The 18,540-nt window shown below is 64.4% G+C and carries 14 protein-coding genes; 11 read left to right on the top strand and 3 right to left on the bottom strand.

The features are described from left to right. Positions 1 to 177: 177 nt before the first annotated feature. Positions 178 to 774 (bottom strand): acyl carrier protein phosphodiesterase, encoded by a 597-nt coding sequence (locus tag AC1DMG_RS07755; protein ID WP_477178528.1) that lies wholly within the window; start codon positions 772 to 774, stop codon positions 178 to 180. 48 nt (positions 775 to 822) lie between these two features. Between AC1DMG_RS07755 and AC1DMG_RS07750 the strand changes: the two genes are divergently transcribed. The 4 genes from AC1DMG_RS07750 to AC1DMG_RS07735 all read left to right on the top strand — a co-directional run bounded on the left by AC1DMG_RS07750 (position 823) and on the right by AC1DMG_RS07735 (position 5,178). Continuing rightward, positions 823 to 1,512 carry an alpha/beta hydrolase gene (locus AC1DMG_RS07750; RefSeq protein ID WP_441602139.1) on the top strand — a complete coding sequence of 230 codons (690 nt, stop codon included), beginning with the start codon at positions 823 to 825 and terminating at the stop codon, positions 1,510 to 1,512. 69 nt (positions 1,513 to 1,581) lie between these two features. Then, the gene (gene zapE / locus AC1DMG_RS07745; protein ID WP_441602011.1) at positions 1,582 to 2,703 is read left to right on the top strand and encodes a cell division protein ZapE; all 1,122 of its coding nucleotides are present in this window, start codon (positions 1,582 to 1,584) and stop codon (positions 2,701 to 2,703) included. Positions 2,704 to 2,844: 141 nt separating this feature from the next. Next, entirely contained in the window at positions 2,845 to 3,222 is a 378-nt protein-coding gene (locus AC1DMG_RS07740; protein WP_441602010.1) for a peptidase C13, read from the top strand. Between the two features lie 177 nt (positions 3,223 to 3,399). Continuing rightward, the gene (locus tag AC1DMG_RS07735; RefSeq protein WP_441611563.1) at positions 3,400 to 5,178 is read left to right on the top strand and encodes a putative bifunctional diguanylate cyclase/phosphodiesterase; all 1,779 of its coding nucleotides are present in this window, start codon (positions 3,400 to 3,402) and stop codon (positions 5,176 to 5,178) included. A gap of 99 nt (positions 5,179 to 5,277) precedes the next feature. Here AC1DMG_RS07735 and AC1DMG_RS07730 read toward each other — a convergent pair whose 3' ends face one another. Next, positions 5,278 to 6,957, bottom strand: a complete 1,680-nt coding sequence (locus AC1DMG_RS07730) for an AMP-binding protein (RefSeq protein ID WP_441602008.1) — start codon at positions 6,955 to 6,957, stop codon at positions 5,278 to 5,280. A gap of 207 nt (positions 6,958 to 7,164) precedes the next feature. On the opposite strand from AC1DMG_RS07730, the gene AC1DMG_RS07725 reads away from it, so the two are divergent. The 7 genes from AC1DMG_RS07725 (at position 7,165) to AC1DMG_RS07695 (ending at position 17,875) form a co-directional block, all read left to right on the top strand. Then, the gene (locus tag AC1DMG_RS07725) at positions 7,165 to 8,460 is read left to right on the top strand and encodes an amidohydrolase (RefSeq protein ID WP_441602007.1); all 1,296 of its coding nucleotides are present in this window, start codon (positions 7,165 to 7,167) and stop codon (positions 8,458 to 8,460) included. A gap of 258 nt (positions 8,461 to 8,718) precedes the next feature. Then, positions 8,719 to 10,263: a S10 family peptidase gene (locus tag AC1DMG_RS07720; protein ID WP_477180365.1), complete on the top strand. Its 1,545-nt coding sequence runs from the start codon at positions 8,719 to 8,721 to the stop codon at positions 10,261 to 10,263. A gap of 21 nt (positions 10,264 to 10,284) precedes the next feature. Beyond that, complete coding sequence (locus AC1DMG_RS07715; protein ID WP_441602005.1) at positions 10,285 to 11,850, top strand: S10 family peptidase; 1,566 nt, start codon at positions 10,285 to 10,287, stop codon at positions 11,848 to 11,850. Further along, entirely contained in the window at positions 11,847 to 13,544 is a 1,698-nt protein-coding gene (gene acpA / locus AC1DMG_RS07710) for an acid phosphatase (protein ID WP_441602004.1), read from the top strand. The genes AC1DMG_RS07715 and acpA overlap by 4 nt, the downstream gene beginning before the upstream one ends. Before the next feature lie 165 nt (positions 13,545 to 13,709). Next, positions 13,710 to 14,024, top strand: coding sequence for an EF-hand domain-containing protein (locus AC1DMG_RS07705; RefSeq protein WP_441602003.1), 315 nt, complete (start codon positions 13,710 to 13,712; stop codon positions 14,022 to 14,024). 908 nt (positions 14,025 to 14,932) lie between these two features. Continuing rightward, positions 14,933 to 16,795: a M1 family metallopeptidase gene (locus tag AC1DMG_RS07700; RefSeq protein WP_441602002.1), complete on the top strand. Its 1,863-nt coding sequence runs from the start codon at positions 14,933 to 14,935 to the stop codon at positions 16,793 to 16,795. Between the two features lie 75 nt (positions 16,796 to 16,870). Continuing rightward, positions 16,871 to 17,875: an alpha/beta fold hydrolase gene (locus AC1DMG_RS07695; protein WP_441602001.1), complete on the top strand. Its 1,005-nt coding sequence runs from the start codon at positions 16,871 to 16,873 to the stop codon at positions 17,873 to 17,875. 49 nt (positions 17,876 to 17,924) lie between these two features. On the opposite strand, the gene AC1DMG_RS07690 is transcribed toward AC1DMG_RS07695, so the two are convergent. Beyond that, the gene (locus AC1DMG_RS07690) at positions 17,925 to 18,503 is read right to left on the bottom strand and encodes a methyltransferase family protein (RefSeq protein ID WP_441602000.1); all 579 of its coding nucleotides are present in this window, start codon (positions 18,501 to 18,503) and stop codon (positions 17,925 to 17,927) included. Positions 18,504 to 18,540 lie beyond the last annotated feature (37 nt).

Here is an 18,540-nt window from a genome sequence, read left to right as displayed (position 1 = left end):
CCAACAAAGAGCCAACCGGCAGCTTTGATCCGACGCCCAGGCTGGCACCCTCCTTGTAGGAGCGCACTTGTGCGCGACCGCCACGTTGGGCGCGCCGCTCCGTCGGCTGGTCGCGCACAAGTGCGCTCCTACAACAAGCGGACGCCGGCGACGGCGGGATGACGAAAGGCGCTCCAGTTAACTGGCCGCCCCGTGCTCCCCCAACCACTCGCCCGCAAACGCCGTCAACTCCGGATAAAACACCTCAAACGTCGCCTGCAGCGGGCGATCCAGGCCCATCAACACCGGCAACGCCTCCCCGACCGGATTGCTCCGGCTCAAGCGATGCGAAATCCCATCAAACGCCGCGCCCATTTCCTCGAGCCGCGCATAGCCTGCCGGCAGCGCGTGCGCCTCCATGTAATTGCGAAAGCGCAGCAGGCCGGGCGGCAGTAACGGCTCATAGCGGCGCAGCAGCTCGCGCAGGTGGGCCGAATAGGGCTCCAGCGAATGATGACTCCAGCGCGGGAAATCGCGCGCAAGCAGGTGGTCGAACCACATGTCCAGCAGGATCCCGCCGTAACGGCGGAACGGCGCCGGCAGCAGCGCCCGCGCCTCTGCCACCGCAGGATGGCTATCGGTAAACACATCGATGGCCCGATGCAGGCGAATGCCCGTGATCACGCCCTGTGGCAAGGCTGGATCGGGCTGTCCATGGACGAAATCCCCCATGAAACCGCCCAGTTGCAGCAGCTCGTCGTCACCGGCCAGCAACGTGTGCGCAAGATGATTCATCGCGGCCGGCCCGAACGCCGAGGCCAGCTGGCGGTTATCATCTTGCTTATGAACCCCGTGATCATTCCCACCCAACCCGACCGTTTTCCGGAGCAGGCCTCCAGCTTCGCGCTGGAAGGGCCCGCCGGCAAGCTAGAAGCTGTGAGCGACGTGGCCGTGCCCGAAGAGGCACGCCGCGGCACCGCCATCATCTGCCATCCGCACCCGCTCCAGGGCGGCACCATGCACAACAAGGTGGTGACCATGGTAGAGCGCTCGCTGCGCGAGTCCGGGCTGGACACCGTGCGCTTCAATTTCCGCGGCACGGGCGAATCCGAAGGCACGTATGACCATGGCAACGGCGAGGGCGACGACCTGGCTGCCGTGGCGGCCTGGGTGCGCCGGACCCGCCCGGACGACGCCCTGTGGCTGGCCGGCTTCTCGTTCGGCAGCTATGTCTCCATCCGCAACGCGGTGCGCCTGCGCGCCGACGCGCTGATCAGCATCGCGCCGCCGGCCGGTCGCTGGCCGTTCGAGGACATCCAGCTGCCGACCTGTCCCTGGCTGGTGGTGCAAGGCGAGGAAGACGAAGTGGTCGACCCGCAGACCGTGTTCAACTGGATCGACGGCATGAAGCACAAGCCTGAACTGGTGCGCATGCCCGAAACCAGCCACTTCTTCCACCGTCGCCTGATGGATCTGCGCGGCGCCATCAAGCACGCCGTGCAGCCCTGGCTGCCGCCGCTGCGTCAGGACTGATGCTGCTCGACCTCCCCCCGATGCGATGCCCGGCGTCCCCACCTGGCATCGGTAGAGTCCGCCGTACCCATGAGTAATTCCGACCTGCTCGCGCCCAGTGCGCGTTATCACGAAGGTGTCAGCGCGCACCGCTGGGAGGCCGATCCGGCCCAGCAGGCCTTGCTGCCCGAGTTCGACCGCATGCATGCCGCCCTGCTCGCCGCCGCGGCGAACGGCAATGGCAACGGCTTGTTTGGACGTCTGAAATCGCTGCTGGGCAACGACACCCGCGAAGGCGTGCAGGGCTTGTACCTGTGGGGCAGCGTGGGACGCGGCAAGACCTTCCTGATGGATATGTTCGTGTCCAGCCTGTCGCCCGGCATGGCGTTGCGCCGTCACTACCATCGCTTCATGGGCGAGGTGCATGAGCAGTTGCGCGAGCTGGGCGAACGGCAGGATCCGTTGATCGAGGTCGCCGCCAACATCGCCTCGCGTTGTCGCGTGCTGTGCCTGGACGAATTCCTGGTCAACGACATCGGCGACGCCATGATCTTGGGCACGCTTCTGCAGTCGCTGTTCGAGCGCGGCGTGACCCTGGTCACCACCTCGAACACGGCGCCGGAGAACCTGTACAAGGAGGGCCTGCAGCGCGCGCGTTTTCTGCCGGCCATCGCGCTGATCGAAAAGCATTGCCGCGTGGTGCAGATGATTTCCTCGCACGACTGGCGATTGCGTGCACTCACCCAGGCCCCGGTATACCAGACGCCGCCGAGCGCCGAAGCGGAGCGCGCGCTGTCGCGCATCTTCACCACCCAGGCCGAAGGCGCCGTACAGGATGGTGGCGAGCTGATCATCAACGATCGCGCCATCCCGGTGCGCAAGCGTGCCCGCAACATCGTGTGGTTCGACTTCGCCGCGCTGTGCGAAGGCCCGCGCGCCGTGGCCGATTACATCGAACTGGCCAAGACCAGTCCGGCCGTCATCATCTCCAACGTGCCGCAGTTCACCATCTATACCGACGATGCCGCGCGACGCTTCGTGCAATTGGTCGACGAGTTCTACGACCGCCACGTGAAACTCATCCTGTCCGCAGCGGCAGCGATCACCGATCTGTACGACGGCGAGCGCTTGCGCGCGGAATTCGGCCGTACGGAATCGCGGTTGATTGAAATGCAAAGCGAGGAATATCTGGCGAGCGAACACCTGCCCTGATCGCCGGCACCCTTTGTAGGAGCGCACTTGTGCGCGAACGCCGACCGCAGGGCGGCCTATTAGGCCGCGTTCGCGCACAAGTGCGCTCCTACCAAGGGACGTTGCTGCTAACGTGATGCCTCCTCATCGGCCGGAACCGCCATGTCGATCCTGCTCGCCCTTGCCCTGCAACTGAGTCCCAACGCTGGCGCGGATTTCCACGCGCGCGTCACCCAGGCCAAGCTGGCCGAGGGCGCCGCCACGGGGCCGGCCTATCAGAAACAGATGTGGGATCGCATCGGCAACGCCACCACGGATGCGTACAAGAGCTGTCTGGCCGCCACCCAGCCGCCGGACAAGTCGCCTTTCACCCTGGTCGCCGACGTCGCTGCCGACGGGCGCTTGTCACGCATCGCAGTGCAGCCCGAGACACTGGTGGCGCAATGCATGGCCAGCCACTTCGCCAGCTGGACCCTGCCGCCACCGCCTGCCAAGCCTGCACCGTATCCTGTCGAAGTGGATTTCAGCATCAAACCATAGGCACGCACACCCCAAAGAGCCGTACCACTATTTGACAGATTGCGGTCCGCGAAGCGGCTGGAGTAGCCTCGCCTGCATATCGGGACACCAGTCCTTAGGGGGCAATCGGCGATGCGCACGACCACGGGATGGGGTCCGGGGCAGATCGCGGCTGGGCATCAGCCAACACCGCCTGCCGTGGAAACATCCCCGGAGCAAGCCGCCGCTTCGGCGGAGAGCCTGGCTGTGCCGGGCTTCGATGCCGTGGTGCGCCTGATGACGCGCACGCTCGGCGTTCCGCAGGTGGCGCTGGTGCTCAACAGCGGTGCGGCTTACTGGTTTGCCGATGGCAACGCCTTGCCGTCCGGCGGACCGCGCGCCTTGCATCCGCTGTTGCTGCAGGCAGCGCGCAGTCTCGCATCGCAGGTGGTGCTCGATACGCTTGCCGATGAACGCCTGCGCGACGACGCACTGCCACTGACGACAGGCCTGGGACCGATCCGCTTCTTTGCCAGCGAACCGGTCTGCACGCTCACCGGCCAGCACATCGGCGCGCTATGCGTGATGGACTCGCAGCCGCGCACTGCATTGAACGAGAGCGAGCAGGCCAGCTTGCGCGACGCCGCCTCGCTGATCGGCGCCGGCGTGGTGTTGCGCAGCTATCTTGGCCGCACCGATCCGATCACCCAGCTGCCGCATCGTTACGCGTTCTTCGACGATCTGCGCAAGCATCTGCACGAAGGCGTGCCGCATGCGTGGGTGATCGCCATCGACGTGGCGCCGGTGCAGCGTTTCAATGCATTCATCCGCGCCATGGGGCATGCGTACGCCGATGAGTTGATGCGCTCCGTCGCCGCACGCACCATCGAATGGATACCGCCCCAGACGCGCCTCTATCAGGTAGGCGCGACGCGTTTTGCCGCCGTGCTTCCCGATCATCACCTGCTCGATGACAGCACGCGCCTCGACGACCTGGTGGCGCGCCTGCGCCGGCCGTTCGATTGCCTGGGCATCCCGCTGACCATCCAGCCCGGCGTGGGCCTGCTCAAGATCCATGCGAACGAGTTGCGCGGTGGCGATCCGCTGCGCCTGGTGATGAACGCCTCGCATGCCGCGCAGCAGAGTCCGCGCGGCTGGGCGGTATACAACCGCATGCAGGACGAACAGCAGCGACAGGAATTCCTGCTGGTCACCGAACTGGCCGCCGCGCTGAACGAGCGGACCGAACTCGACCTGCACTACCAACCCCGCGTGGACCTGGACACCGGCCGCTGCGTGGCGGTGGAAGCCCTCGCGCGCTGGCACCATCCCACGCTGGGCTCCATCCCTCCCGCGCACTTCGTCGCACTGGCCGAGCGTGCGGGCCTGATGCACTCGCTGACGCAATGGGTGATGGAGCACAGCCTCGCGCAGCTGGCCGCCTGGCGCCGTGACGGGCACGACATCAAGTTGTCGCTCAACGTTTCCAGCACCGACCTGGACGCCGACCTGGTCGGCCGCCTGCGCAGCGTCGCCGAGCGGCACAAGATCGGGCTCGATTCGCTGGAGCTCGAGTTCACCGAAAGCACGCTGATGGAGCACAGCGCCGTCACGCGCCGCCATCTCACCGCGATTCGCGAGCTCGGCGCCGGCATTGCGATCGACGACTTCGGCACCGGCTACAGCAATCTGGCGGCGCTGCGGCAGATGCCGGCCACCAGCCTGAAGATCGACCAGTCCTTCGTGCGCGGCATGGGCACCAGCCAGCACGACGAAGCGATCGTGCGTTCGGTGGCGGAGCTGTCGCGCAATATGGGTTTTCGCGTAGTGGTGGAAGGGGTGGAAACCTCGCACATCTACGAGAGCGTGCTGGGCATGGCCTGCGATGAAGCGCAGGGGTTTCATATTGCGCATCCCATGCCGTCCCATGATGTGCCGGCGTGGTTGACCGCGCATCAGGGCATGCCGTCGCGGCGCGCGGTTCGCTGGGGCCAATAGCCAGCCTTACCCTGTGGGAGCGCACCCTGTGCGCGACCGCGGAGATTCGATGTTCCTCTGTAGCCGAAGTCGCGCACAGGGTGCGCTCCCACAGGAGGTTCACGTCATGGGCAGGCCCAATTCTCCAGCCATCGCCTCGCGCATCAAATACTTCTGCACCTTCCCCGTCACCGTCATCGGAAATTCGTCGACGAAGCGCACGTAATGCGGCACCTTGAAATAGGCCAGGTGATGCCGGCAATAACTCTGGATCTCCGCCTCGCTGGACGCGCAGCCATCGCGCAGGCGCACCCACGCGCACACCTGCTCGCCGAACTTCTCGTCGGGCACGCCAAACACCTGCACGTCCTGGACCTTGGGATGGGTGTAGAGGAATTCCTCGATCTCGCGCGGGTAAACATTCTCGCCACCGCGGATGATCATGTCCTTCAGCCGACCGACGATGCTGCAATAACCCTCGTCGTCGATCACGGCCAGGTCGCCGGTGTGCATCCAGCGCGCCTCGTCGATCGCCTCGCGGGTGAGCTCCTCGTCCTCCCAATAGCCGAGCATGACGGAATAGCCACGCGTGCATAGCTCGCCCGCCGTGCCACGCGGCACGGTGCGTCCGCGCTCGTCCAGCAGTTTCACTTCCACGTGCGGATGGATGCGGCCCACGCTGTCGACGCGGCGCTCCAGCGGATCCTGCGTGGTGGACTGGAAGCTGACTGGACTGGTTTCCGTCATGCCGTAGGCGATGGTGATTTCGCTCATGTGCATATCGCTCACCACCCGACGCATCACCTCGATCGGGCACGGCGAGCCGGCCATGATGCCGGTGCGCAGCGAGCTGAGATCAAAGCGGGAAAACTGCGGGTGCTCGAGCTGCGCAATGAACATGGTGGGCACGCCATGCAGGCCGGTGCAGCGCTCCTCCTGTACCGCTTCCAGCGTGGCGAGCACATCGAAGCCCTCGCCGGGTATCACCATGCAGGCTCCGTGCGTGACACAGGCGAGGTTGCCCAGCACCATGCCGAAGCAGTGGTAGAACGGCACCGGGATGCACAATCGATCGAGCTGCGTCAGCCGCATCGCCTCGCCGATGAAATACCCGTTGTTGACGATGTTGTGATGGGTGAGCGTCGCGCCCTTGGGGGCGCCGGTGGTGCCGGAGGTGAACTGGATATTCACCGGGTCGTCGAAATTGAGCTGGCTTTGCACCTCGCGCATCTGCGCCATCGCAGCCTCGTCGGCGCAGGTGGCCAGCTCGCTCCAACGGCGCGTACCCGGCGCCGCCTGATCATCGAGCAGGATCACCTCGCGCAGCGACGGCAGGCGTTCGGACTGCAACAGACCTGCCTGCGCATGACTCAGTTCCGGCGCCAGCTCCATCAGCATGTCGAGGTAATGCGAGGTCTTGAAGCGCCGCGGCAAGACCAGCGCACGGCAACGGACCTTGTTGAGCGCGTACTCCAGCTCGTGCAGGCGGTAAGCGGGATTGATGTTGACCAGGATCAGACCGAGCTTGGGCGCTGCAAATTGGAGCACTACCCATTCGTAGCGGTTGGGCGCCCAGATGCCGATGCGGTCGCCGCGCTGCAATCCCAGCGACATGAGCCCGGCCGCAACACGCTCCACCTCGGCATGGAACTGCCGGTAGTCGAGCCGGATGTCCTGGGACCGCGCCACCAGTGCCGGACGCTCCGGATAGCGGGCGGCGATGCGGTCGAGCAGCGTGCCGACGGTATCGCCAAGCAGCGGCTGGGAACTGACACCATGGACGTAGCTCGCAGCGGGCATCTGGTCGGCCTCGATGGTCGGGGAATGAGCATAGCACTGGGGTTGTGGCCTCCATGGCGCCCGGCTTTCCCTTGTGGGAGCGCACCCTGTGCGCGACGCTCCTGGGCGAAACCTGTCGCCCGGCGAGTCGCGCACAGGGTGCGCTCCCACAACAACAACAAGCTGCCGAAGGCGTTAGGATCGAGCCACCATTCGTGGAGACACCCTATGCGCCTGACCTCGCTCGCCCTGGCTCTCGCAACCGTCCTCGCCGGTACCGCTCATGCCGCCGACACCACGCAACTCGTGCAAGGCGAGTTGCCGCAAGTCACCGCGTGGCGTCGCGACATCCATCAGCATCCGGAGCTGAGCAATCGCGAGACACGCACTTCGGCGCTCGTCGCAGCGCAATTGAAGAAGCTAGGGCTGGAGGTGCACACCGGCATCGCGCACACCGGTGTCGTCGCCATCCTCAAGGGCGGCAAGCCCGGTCCCAAGCTCGCGATCCGCGCCGATATGGATGCCTTGCCGGTCACCGAAGACGTCGATGTTCCGTTCGCCTCCAAGGCCAAAGGCGAATATCGCGGCAAGCCGGTCGGCGTGATGCATGCGTGCGGGCATGACGCGCACACGGCGATGCTGCTTGGCCTGGCTACGGTGCTGGCCGGCATGAGGAAGGACTTGCCTGGCCAAGTGATGTTCGTGTTCCAGCCGGCCGAAGAAGGCGCGCCCCCGGGCGAACAGGGTGGCGCATCGCTGATGCTCAGGGACGGTGTGTTCCGCGACTTCAAGCCCGACGCGATGTTCGGCATGCACGTGGTCAGTTCGCTCAACGTGGGCACGGTGGGTGTGCGTCCCGGTCCGGCCATGGCCGGCTCGGACTGGTTCAAGATGGTGGTGCACGGCAAGCAGACGCATGGCGCGATGCCGTGGAACGGCGTCGACCCCATCGTCACCTCCTCCGAAATCATCGGCGCGGCGCAGACCATCGTCAGCCGCAAGCTCAATATCGGCGACTACCCCGCCGTGCTCAGCTTCGGCATCATCGAAGGCGGCGCTCGCTACAACATCGTGCCCGACCAGGTGGAAATGCAGGGCACGCTGCGCACCTTCGACGCCGGCATGCGCCAGCAAGCCATCGATAATCTGAAGGATATTGCACAGCACATCGCGGCGGCCAACGGCGCGACGGTGGAAACGCAGATACCGGTGGGCGACAGCAACCCGGTGCTGGTCAACAATCCTGCGCTCACGGCACGCGTGAGCGACAGCATCGGCAAGGCGATCGGCAGCGATCACGTGATCGAGGCGAAGCCGTGGATGGCGTCGGAAGACTTTGCCTACTTCGCCAACGAGGTGCCCAGCGTGTATTTCTGGGTGGGCTCCACGCCGGTGGGACAGGACGCACTCAAAGCGCCCGCCAACCATTCCCCGAAATTCTTCATGGACGAAGGCGCCTTGAAGATCGGCATGGCATCGATGCTGCAGGCGACGCTGGACTATCTCAACGCACCTAAGTCCTGATCAAAACATGCGCCCGGTTCCCAGGCTCTCTGGACGAGCCTGGAAACCGGGCGACATGCCCTGCCCGTCGCCTTTCACAATCCCGGCGTTCGCGGCGTTTCTTTTGTGAACGCTCGCTTCCTTGCGCATGATCCTGCGGGACTCGCACCCCACACCCCGTCAGCGAAAAGTAAGCCAACCAGTACTTTTGTCACGGTCGCCGCCTGGGCGCGATACGCATACTCGGGGCTTACATCGATCCAATCCCCGGGGAATTGCATGCGCCGCCTTTTGACCTTGCTGTTGGCCGGCAGCCTTGTGCTGCTGCCTTGTTCCATGACCTTGGCCAAGGATGCGCCGCCCGACAAAGACAAAAAGGCCGCCAGCAAGGACGAGGACGTCCAGGCGCCGAGCACCGAAACTGCGGTGCGCACCAAGCACAGCGTCAGCATCAACGGCCATTCGGTGTCCTACACCGCCACCACCGGTACGGTGATCATCCGCGACGACAAGGGCGAGCCGCAGGCCAGCGTGTTCTACGTGGCCTATACGGTGGATGGCAAGGCGGAGAAGCGGCCAGTCACCTTCCTCTACAACGGCGGCCCGGGTTCGTCGTCGATGTGGCTGCACATGGGTTCGTTCGGACCGGTGCGCATCGCCACCAACAGTCCCGCTGCCACCGCGCCGGCGCCGTACAAGCTGGTCGCCAACAGCGACAGCCTGCTGGACAAGACCGACCTGGTCTTTATCGACGCCGTGGGCACCGGTTACTCGCGTCCGCTCGGCAAGGCCGAAGGCAAGGACTTCTGGGGCGTGGACCAGGACGTCTCGGCATTCTCGCGTGCCATCCAGCGCTACGTGACGGTCAACAACCGCTGGAATTCGCCGAAATTCCTCTACGGCGAAAGCTACGGCACCACGCGCTCCGGTGCGCTGGTGGATGCGCTGCAGGACAAGGGCATGTCGTTCAACGGCGTGATCATCATGTCCTCCATCCTCAACTACGGCATGCGCATGCCGGGTTACGACGAGATGTATATCGGCTACGTGCCGAGCTATGCGGCGGCCGCGTGGTACCACAACAAGCTGGCCAACAAACCCTCTGATCTCAAGGCATACATCGACCAGGTGCGCGCGTTCGCCAGCGGCCCTTATGCAAGTGCGCTTGCCAAGGGACAAAACGTTCCTGCCGCCGAGGCCGATGCGGTGGCGCGCCAGCTCGCGGGGTATACCGGCCTCTCTGTGGAATACATCAAGGAATCCAACCTGCGCGTGGATCCGTCGCGCTTCCGGAAGGAGCTGTTGCGCAACGAGCGCCGCACCATCGGCCGCTACGACGCACGCTTCGAAGGTGTGGACGAAGACGCTGCCGGCGAGGTGCCCGACTACGATGCATCCGACACCGGCATCAGCGGCGCCTTCGTCACCGCGTTCAACGACTACATCGTCAACCAGCTCAACTACCACAGCGACCTGGACTACCGCCCGACCTTCGGCGACATCAACAAGTCGTGGGACTGGAAGCATCAGGCGGCCGGCATCAAGCGCCCGCTGCTGATGGCCTATGTTGCCGGCGACCTGGCGCATGCGATGCGCACCAACCCGCATCTGCAGCTGCTTTCGGTGAACGGCTACTACGACTTCGCCACGCCGTTCTTCAACACCGAATACGACATCTCGCACATGGACCTGGAACCGTCGCTGCGCGGCAATGTGCACTTCCTGTACTACCCGTCGGGCCACATGATTTATCTCAACACCGAAGCGCTGCAGCAGCTCAAGGGCGACCTGGCTCGCTACTACGACGCCACCACCCACTCCTGATGCCCAACGAGACGAACTGACATGCGCAAGCCTCACCTCGCTACGCTCGCCCTCGCCACCATGCTCGCCCTGGGCACCCTGCCGCTGCACGCGGCCGACACACCCAAGGACGCGCCCAAGTCCGAACACGGCGACAAGGACAAAGACAAGAACGCCGACGAAAACGCGCAGCCCACGCCGCCCGAGCGCAGCGTAGTGACTAAGCACAGTGTGCGCGTCGGCAATCGCACCATCAGCTACACCGCCACCGCCGGTCGCCTCACCATCCGCGACGACAAGGGCAAGCCGACGGTGAGCTTCTTCTATGTCGCGTACACCGCCGATGGCGGCAAAAACAGCAAGCGTCCGGTGACGTTCTTCTACAACGGCGGCCCGGGCTCCTCGTCCATGTGGCTGCACATGGGTTCGTTCGGACCGGTGCGCGTGGCCAACGACGGCGACAAGCCGATTCCGCCGGCGCCATATCGCTGGGTGCCCAACGATCAAAGCCTGCTCGACAAGAGCGATCTCGTCTTCATCGACGCACCGGGCACGGGTTACTCGCAGCTCGCCGGCAAGACCGAAGGCAAGGACGTGTGGGGCGTGGACCAGGATGCCGAGGCGTTCACCAAGTTCATCACGCGCTATGTGAGCGTCAACAACCGCTGGAATTCGCCGAAATTCCTGTTCGGCGAAAGCTACGGCACCACGCGTTCCGCGGTGCTGGTGAAATCGCTGCAGGAAGCGGGCATGGAATTCAACGGCGTCGTGCTGATGTCGTCGATCCTCGATTTCTCCGTGGCGGCGCCGGGCATCGACCACGGCTACATCGTGAACCTGCCCACCGAAGCGGCGATTGCGTGGTACCACAACAAGGTGCCGAACAAGCCGGCCGATATCGGCACATTCCTCGCGGAAGTGCGCCGTTTCGCTTCGGGCGACTACACGCTGGCGCTGGCCAAGGGCGACACCATCGATCCGGCAGAGGCCGATCGCGTTGCCGGCCAGATGAGCCGCTATCTCGGCCTGTCGCCGCAGTACATCAAGGAAGCCAACCTGCGCGTCAGCCCCAGCCGCTTCCGCAAGGAGCTGCTGCGCAACGAACGCCTCACCGTCGGACGTCTGGATGGCCGTTTCCAGGGTATCGATCCGGATGCCGCCGGCGAGACGCCCGACGGCGATACCGCCAGCGATGCGATCACCGGCGCCTATGTCGCCGTGTTCAACCAGTACGCCACCACGGAACTGAAGTTCTCCGACGATCGCGCCTACCTGCCCAACAACTATGGCGCCATCGGCAAGAACTGGGACTGGAAGCGCAAGAAGAACGGCGGCTGGCTGCAGGCGACCTACGTGGGCGACGACCTGGGCGATGCGATGCGTCGCAACCCGCACCTGAAGGTGTTCTCGGCGAACGGCTATTACGATCTGGCCACGCCGTTCTACGCGACCGAGTTCGACCTCACGCATCTGGGGCTGGAAGCGGCCGAACGCAAAAACGTCACGTTCGGTTTTTATCCTTCGGGTCACATGATTTATCTTGACCAGACGTCCTTGCAGCAAACCAAGGCCGATCTGTCCCGCTTCTACGACGACGCCGCACCGTGACCAAACAGCCTCCCCCGCCTTCCCCCGAATCCACTGACGAAACACCGCAAGACCCCTCGCGACGCCGCCTGCTTGGCGGCATCGCGCTGGGCGGCGCCGCGCTCGCGCTCGGTGGCACGGAGGGATTGGCCGCGGCCGCACAGCCGTCGGCGTCGCCAGCCGCACCCGCTGCCATCGACGCCATGCTGCGCAAGGAAATCCAGCAGGTCGTGGTGATCTATCTGGAGAACCGCAGCTTCAACAACCTGTTCGCCAATTTCCCGGGCGTGGAGCAGCCGCTCAGCACGCTGAAGCCCGAGTCATACCTGCAGCGCGACCGCGACGGCGCCGTGCTGAAAGAGCTGCCGCCGATCTGGCATGGGTTGGCGCCCCACAAACAGACGGTGAATCACCGCGACTACCAGGTGATGCAGGATCACCTCACCGGTTTGCCGAACGCACCGTGGGCACTGCGCACGGGCGATGGCGAGCCGCTGCCGCATGGCGTGGTGACGCGCGATCTCGTGCACGCGTTCTACGACAACCAGCGCCAGATCAACGGCGGCAAGAACGATGGCTTCGTCGCCTGGGGCGATACCGGCGCGATGGTGATGGGCCACTACGACGACAGCGCCTCGAACCTGCGCCTGTGGCAGCTCGCGCGGCAGTACACGCTGTGCGACAACTGGTTCATGGGTACGTTCGGCGGCTCGTTCCTCAATCACCAGTACCTGGTGGCCGCGCAACCGCCGTTCTATCCGAACGCGGACAAGAGCCCCGCACAGTTCAACATCGCGGTGACCGAAAGCGGCAAGGCGAACGATACGCGCCTGAAGCTGGCCGACGATTCACCGCGCAGCGCGATGGATGGCAAGCCCAAGTACGCCTCGCGCAGCCAGCTCACGCCCGACTTCTGGGCCGTGAACACCATGATGCCACCGTACCAGCCGACCAGCACGCAGTCAGGCACGAATCCGCTGCTGGCCTCCGAAGACAGCCCGAACACGCTGCCGCCACAAGTCCACAAGAACATCGGCGACGTGCTTTCCGCCGCCGGCGTCGAGTGGGCGTGGTACGCGGGTGCATGGCAGCTGGCGCTCGACGGCAAGGGCGACGGCGACGAACACCAGTTCCCGCAGCGCCCGAATTTCCAGATCCATCATCAGCCGCTGAACTATTTCAAGAGCTTCGCACCCGGCACGGAAGCGCGCACCAAGCATCTGCGCGATGGCGGCGTGGGCGAAACCTCCAAGACCAATCGCTTCCTCGCCGACATCGAAGCCAATCGCCTGCCCGCCGTGAGCTTCTACAAGCCACAGGGCGACTTGAACATGCACGCCGGTTATTCGGATGTGGATACCGGCGACCGCCACGTCATGGCGATCGTCGACGCGATGCAGAAGTCGCCCGCGTGGAAGCACACCATGGTGGTGATCACCGTCGACGAAAACGGCGGGTGGTGGGACCACGTCGCACCGCCCAAGGGCGATCGTTGGGGACCGGGTTCACGCGTCCCCGCCATCGTGGTGTCGCCGCATGCCAGGAAGGGCCACGTCGACCATACGATTTACGACACCGGCTCGATCGCGCGCTTCCTCACCCGCCGCTTCGGCCTCGAAAAGCTGCCCGGCCTGAGCATGCGCGAACAAGCCATGATCGCCGCCGGCGGACCGCCGCCCGGCGACCTCACCAACGCCCTCGACTTCAGCGCGTAAATCTCCCCTGTGCGCGCCAATCCCTGCCAGCGGCGGGGCGTGTCGCGCACAGGGTGCGCTCCCACAAGAGCTGCTGCGACGACGCCACATCGGGCGATCACCCGAACGAACCACTCACATCCCCGGTGACATACTCCGCCCGTCATTCAGGGAGAGAGTCACGCCATGCGCCAGACAGTTCTGATCATCGCCACCCTAGCCGCCTTCGCCGCCACGGCCGCCCAAGCGCAATCGGGCCTGGGCAATATCGCCAACGACGCCCAGAATCGGCTGAAGAACTTCGACATCGCGGATAAGAACAAGGATGGACTGCTGACCAAGGAAGAGGCCGAGAAAGGCCCCGTCCCGTTCATCCGCGCGCACTTCGATGCGATCGACAAGGAGCACCGCGGCGTGGTGTCCAAGCAGGATGTGGTCGACTACGTGAAGTCGATGCAGCAAGGCCACCGCGCACCGGCGCCGGCGACGTCGACGCATTGATTGTCGCTCGGTGTTGAAGCGGTCCGTCCTTCGGGAAAAGACCGGTGTTCGCGCAGCGCCTCACAGCGATGATGACTTAACGCAAACCCTCGCTTCCACCGCAACGGCTCGTCTGTGGGAGCGCACCCTGTGCGCGACAGCCACGCCTGGGTGTATTGCTCCGTAGGTTTGTCGCGCACAGGGTGCGCTCCCACAAAAAAAGTGGCGCTCGGCAACGTTGATCACCATCCACGGACGCGCGTCAACCCTTGTAGGAGCGCACTTGTGCGCGACCGCAGCGCTGRGGTGYAYCGCTCCGTTGGYKGGTCGCGCACAAGTGCGCTCCTACAAGGGAGCTGCTTGRCCCARCAACGTCGCGTTGTTCRGCYYTTGATCCGGCTCTTGATCCCCGGGGTCCCCGTATGACGCGGCGGGCGGGTGGAGGAAAGCCCGRAGGGTGGCCGCATGGAWGCGGCCAGTTTTTCGACAGGACAGGGATGTCCTGTCGAAAAACCCCGTAACCCGACCGCGCACCTGGAGGGCCGCAGGCCCGGAAGGCGCGTCATCCGGGGGGCCCTTTCTTTTGGTTACTTTTCTTTGGGCAAGCAAAGAAAAGTGACCCGGGCCGCGGCAGCGGCACGGAAGCCCGCGGCAGGCGAGCCAGGTCGCGATATCGCGACAATCGAAGACCGAAGCTACTGAATGACCAGCCATTCGGCAGTTGTGAAGCACTTCCGGCCTGCGCCGGGATGACGGGCAAAAGAAGACTGAGGCACCTCCAGACAACGAGGCAAGGTTGACCCCTCACCCCAACCCTCTCCCCAAAGGGGAGAAGGAGCCAAACCTCCGCCCCCAGGGTGACCTCCCACACCCGCGCCCCCTCACCCTCCAATGGCATACTCCCCCTTCCTGCTTTTGGAGCCTCCCCGATGCGCCCGTTCCACCTCCTCGCCTTCGGCGCCCTCGCGCTGCCGCTGAGCGCCTTCGCCGCCGACCCGCATTCCTATGCCCAGCCCGACCAGGTCCGCGTGACGCATCTGGATCTGGATCTGAAGGTCGACTTTCCGCACAAGCAGCTCGATGGCAAGGCCACGCTGAAGCTGGACTGGAAGGACGCCAAGGCGCAGTCGCTGGTGCTCGATACGCGCGACCTGAAGATCGCCCGCATCGAAGCGGTTGACGCCGCGGGCAAGACCAGCGCGCTGAAGTACGCGCTGGCGCCGCGCGACAAGGAGCTGGGCAGCAAGCTCACCATCGCCGCGCCGCAGCATCCCTCGCAGGTGCGCATCGTCTATTCGACCGTGCCGACCGCCTCGGGCCTGCAGTGGCTGCCGCCGGAACAGACGGCGGACAAGAAACTGCCCTTCATGTTCTCGCAGTCCGAATCCATCCACGCGCGCTCCTGGGTGCCGCTGCAGGATTCGCCGGCGATCCGTTTCACTTATGACGCCCACGTCACCGCACCGAAGGACGTGCGCGTGGTGATGAGCGCGATCAACGACGCGAACCATCCGTTGAACGGCGACTTCACCTTCAACCAGCCGCACCCGATTCCCTCCTACCTGCTGGCGATCGCGGCGGGCGATATCGCAGCGAAGGAAACCGGTCCGCGTTCGGCCGTCTATGCGGAACCCAGCGTGGTCGGCAAGGCCGCCAAGGAATTTGAAGACACCGAGAAGCTGATCAAGACCGCCGAGTCGCTCTACGGCCCGTATGCGTGGGGTCGCTATGACTTGCTCGTGCTGCCGCCGTCGTTCCCGTTCGGCGGCATGGAAAACCCGAACATGACCTTCGCCACGCCGACCCTGCTGGTTGGCGACAAGAGCCTGGTCTCGGTGATTTCGCATGAGCTCGCCCACTCGTGGTCGGGCAACCTGGTCACCAGCGCCGCGTGGCGCGACATCTGGCTCAACGAAGGTTTCACCACCTACGTGCAGGGCCGCATTACCGAAGCGGTGTACGGCAAGACGCTGGCCGACGAGGAAGCGCTGATTTCCGCGCGCGGCCTGGAGAAGTCCATCCGGGACAAGACCATTGCACCGAACGCGCAGCGCCTCGCACCCAAGCCCGGCATCGGCGCCGACGATTCGATCTCCGAAGTGCCGTACGACAAGGGCAGCTGGTTCCTTCGCACGCTTGAGCAGCGCTTTGGCCGAGACACGTTCGATGCCTATTTGAAGGGCTATTTCGCGCACTTCGCGTTCCAGAGCATCGACACCGAACAGATGCTCGATTACCTCAAGGCCAATCTGTTCGACAAGAACCCGGGCAAGATGAGCTGGGCCGACGTGCAGCAGTGGGTGTATGAACCGGGCATTCCCAAGGATGCACCGCTGCCCGATTCGCCGCGCTTCAACGCGATCGACAAGGAACGCGCCTCCTTCCTTGCCGGCTCGCTCGCCGCCGACAAGCTCGACGCGAAGAGCTGGAACACGCAGGAATGGATGTACTTCCTCGACGGCCTGCCGGACGTGACGCCGCTGGACAAGATCAAGCAGATCGACGCTGCCTGGCATCTCACCGGTACGCCCAACGCCGAGATCGGCATGCGCTGGTATAGCCATGCCATCGCTGCGGGCGACAAGGACGTGTGGCCGGCCGCTGCCGAGCACATGACGCGCATCGGCCGTCTCTACCTCACCATGCCGCTGTACAAGGCCTTCGTGAAGTCGCCGGAAGGCCTGGCTTATGCGCAGCAGGTTTATGCGAAAGCCAAGAGCGGTTATCACCCGTTGACGCAGGAAGCTGTGGAATCCGTGTTCGCCAAGGCGAACAAGGGCGCCAGCAAGTAAGTTCCGCGCGCGCCTCCTTGCAAAGGGAGGCGCGCGACGCCATCGATAGCTGCGATCCCCACCATTGGTTCACCCATGACTTCCAAGAAAGCGACGACCACCACGCCCGCTCCCACGCGCCCGCTCTGGCAGCGACTGGCCCTGCGCCGGCTAAAATTCCTCGGCTACGTGGCCGGTTTGCTGGTCGTGGTGCTGGGTGGCTCGTACCTGTTCGCACCACAGTGGCTGATGAGCGCCGACATCAAGCGCCAGATGATGGCCGCGCATGTCGAGAAGCACTCGGTGCAGGTCGGCGACACCAAGTGGGTGTACTACGAAGGTGGCCAGGGTCCGACCCTGCTGATGCTGCACGGTTTTGCCGCGAGCAAGGAAGTGTGGCTCAAGCAGATGGAATTGCTGACGCCGCATTTCCACGTGATCGCGCCCGATCTGCCGGGCTGGGGCGAGTCCTCGCGCGTCGAGGGCGCCAGCTACAACATTGACGCGCAAGTGGCGCGCCTGCAGGGCTTTGTCGATGCGCTGAACTTGCCGAAAGTCGTGCTGATCGGTCATTCGATGGGCGGCGCCATCGCCGGCGTCTTCGCCGCCGAGCACCCCGAGCATGTCGCCGAACTCGCCCTGCTCGATTCGTTCGGCCTGAAGACCAACGAAAACGAATTCTCGCGCGAAGCTCTCGCTGGCAAAAACCTGTTCGCCTTCGACAATCGCGAGCAATTCGCCAAGGCCACTGCCTGGGCATTTGCCAAGCCGCTGGATATTCCCGGTCGTTTCCAGGATGTGCTGATCAAGCGCAACCAGGAAAACCGCGCCTTCATCAACCAGACTTTCAACGAGCTGCGCGACCCGTCGCAGTATCTGTCGCTGCAGAACCGCCTCGACAAGCTCGGCATGCCGGTGCTCGGCCTGTGGTGCCATGACGACAAGATCGTCGACATCTCTGCGCTCGACAGCCTGCGCAACGGCCTGAAGAACGCCGCCGCCATCAGCACCAGCACGATGACCGGCTGCAATCACATGCCGATCATGGAGAAGCCGGACGAGACGGCGCGCATCCTTACGCAGTTCACGCTGTCGCACTAAGCTCAGTATCGCCGGATGGCTTTGCGTCATCCGGCCGTCTAGCGCTGTTCTACAGCACGCCCGGAATCAGCGCCTTGGTGCGCTGCATATAGCTCTCGTAAGCCGCGCCGAAGTTCTCGCGCATCCAGCGCTCCTCAAGTTTCAGCTTGAACCAGAACGACACGGCGACGATGACCACGCAGATCGCGCCGCGCCATTCGCCGATGGCCATCGCCGTGCCGAAGAAGGCCAGCAGCAGACCGGTGTAGATCGGATGGCGCACCCAGCGATAAGGGCCACTCTGGATCAGCTCGTGATCCTTCTTCACCTGCACCACCGAACTCCAGTTGCGTCCGAGCACGTAACGCGCCCAGCAGGCGAACGCGACACCGAGCATGGTAAGCAGCGCACCGAGTACCGCCACTGCATCGCCAGCCGGATACATGCGCGTGCCCAGCCACGTGCCGCGAAACCAGTCGCCGGGTCCAATCAGCGCAATGGCAATGATCAGCGGCAACCAGTACTTGAGCAGGCGCGGCAGGATCGGCTCCTTGCGCTGCGCTCCCTTGACCCGACGCCAGCCCCACAACCAGTACAGCGTAAAGATCAGCCACATGGTCTTGATGAACGGACCGATCGGCAGCTCCATGTCACTCCCCCTGAGTCCCCGGTGAGCACTCAGGTTC

It is taken from the genome of Dyella sp. 01N36, assembly GCF_056399745.1.
The sequence above is the reverse complement of the archived record's forward strand: the minus strand, read 5'-3'. Positions and strand labels throughout refer to the sequence as shown.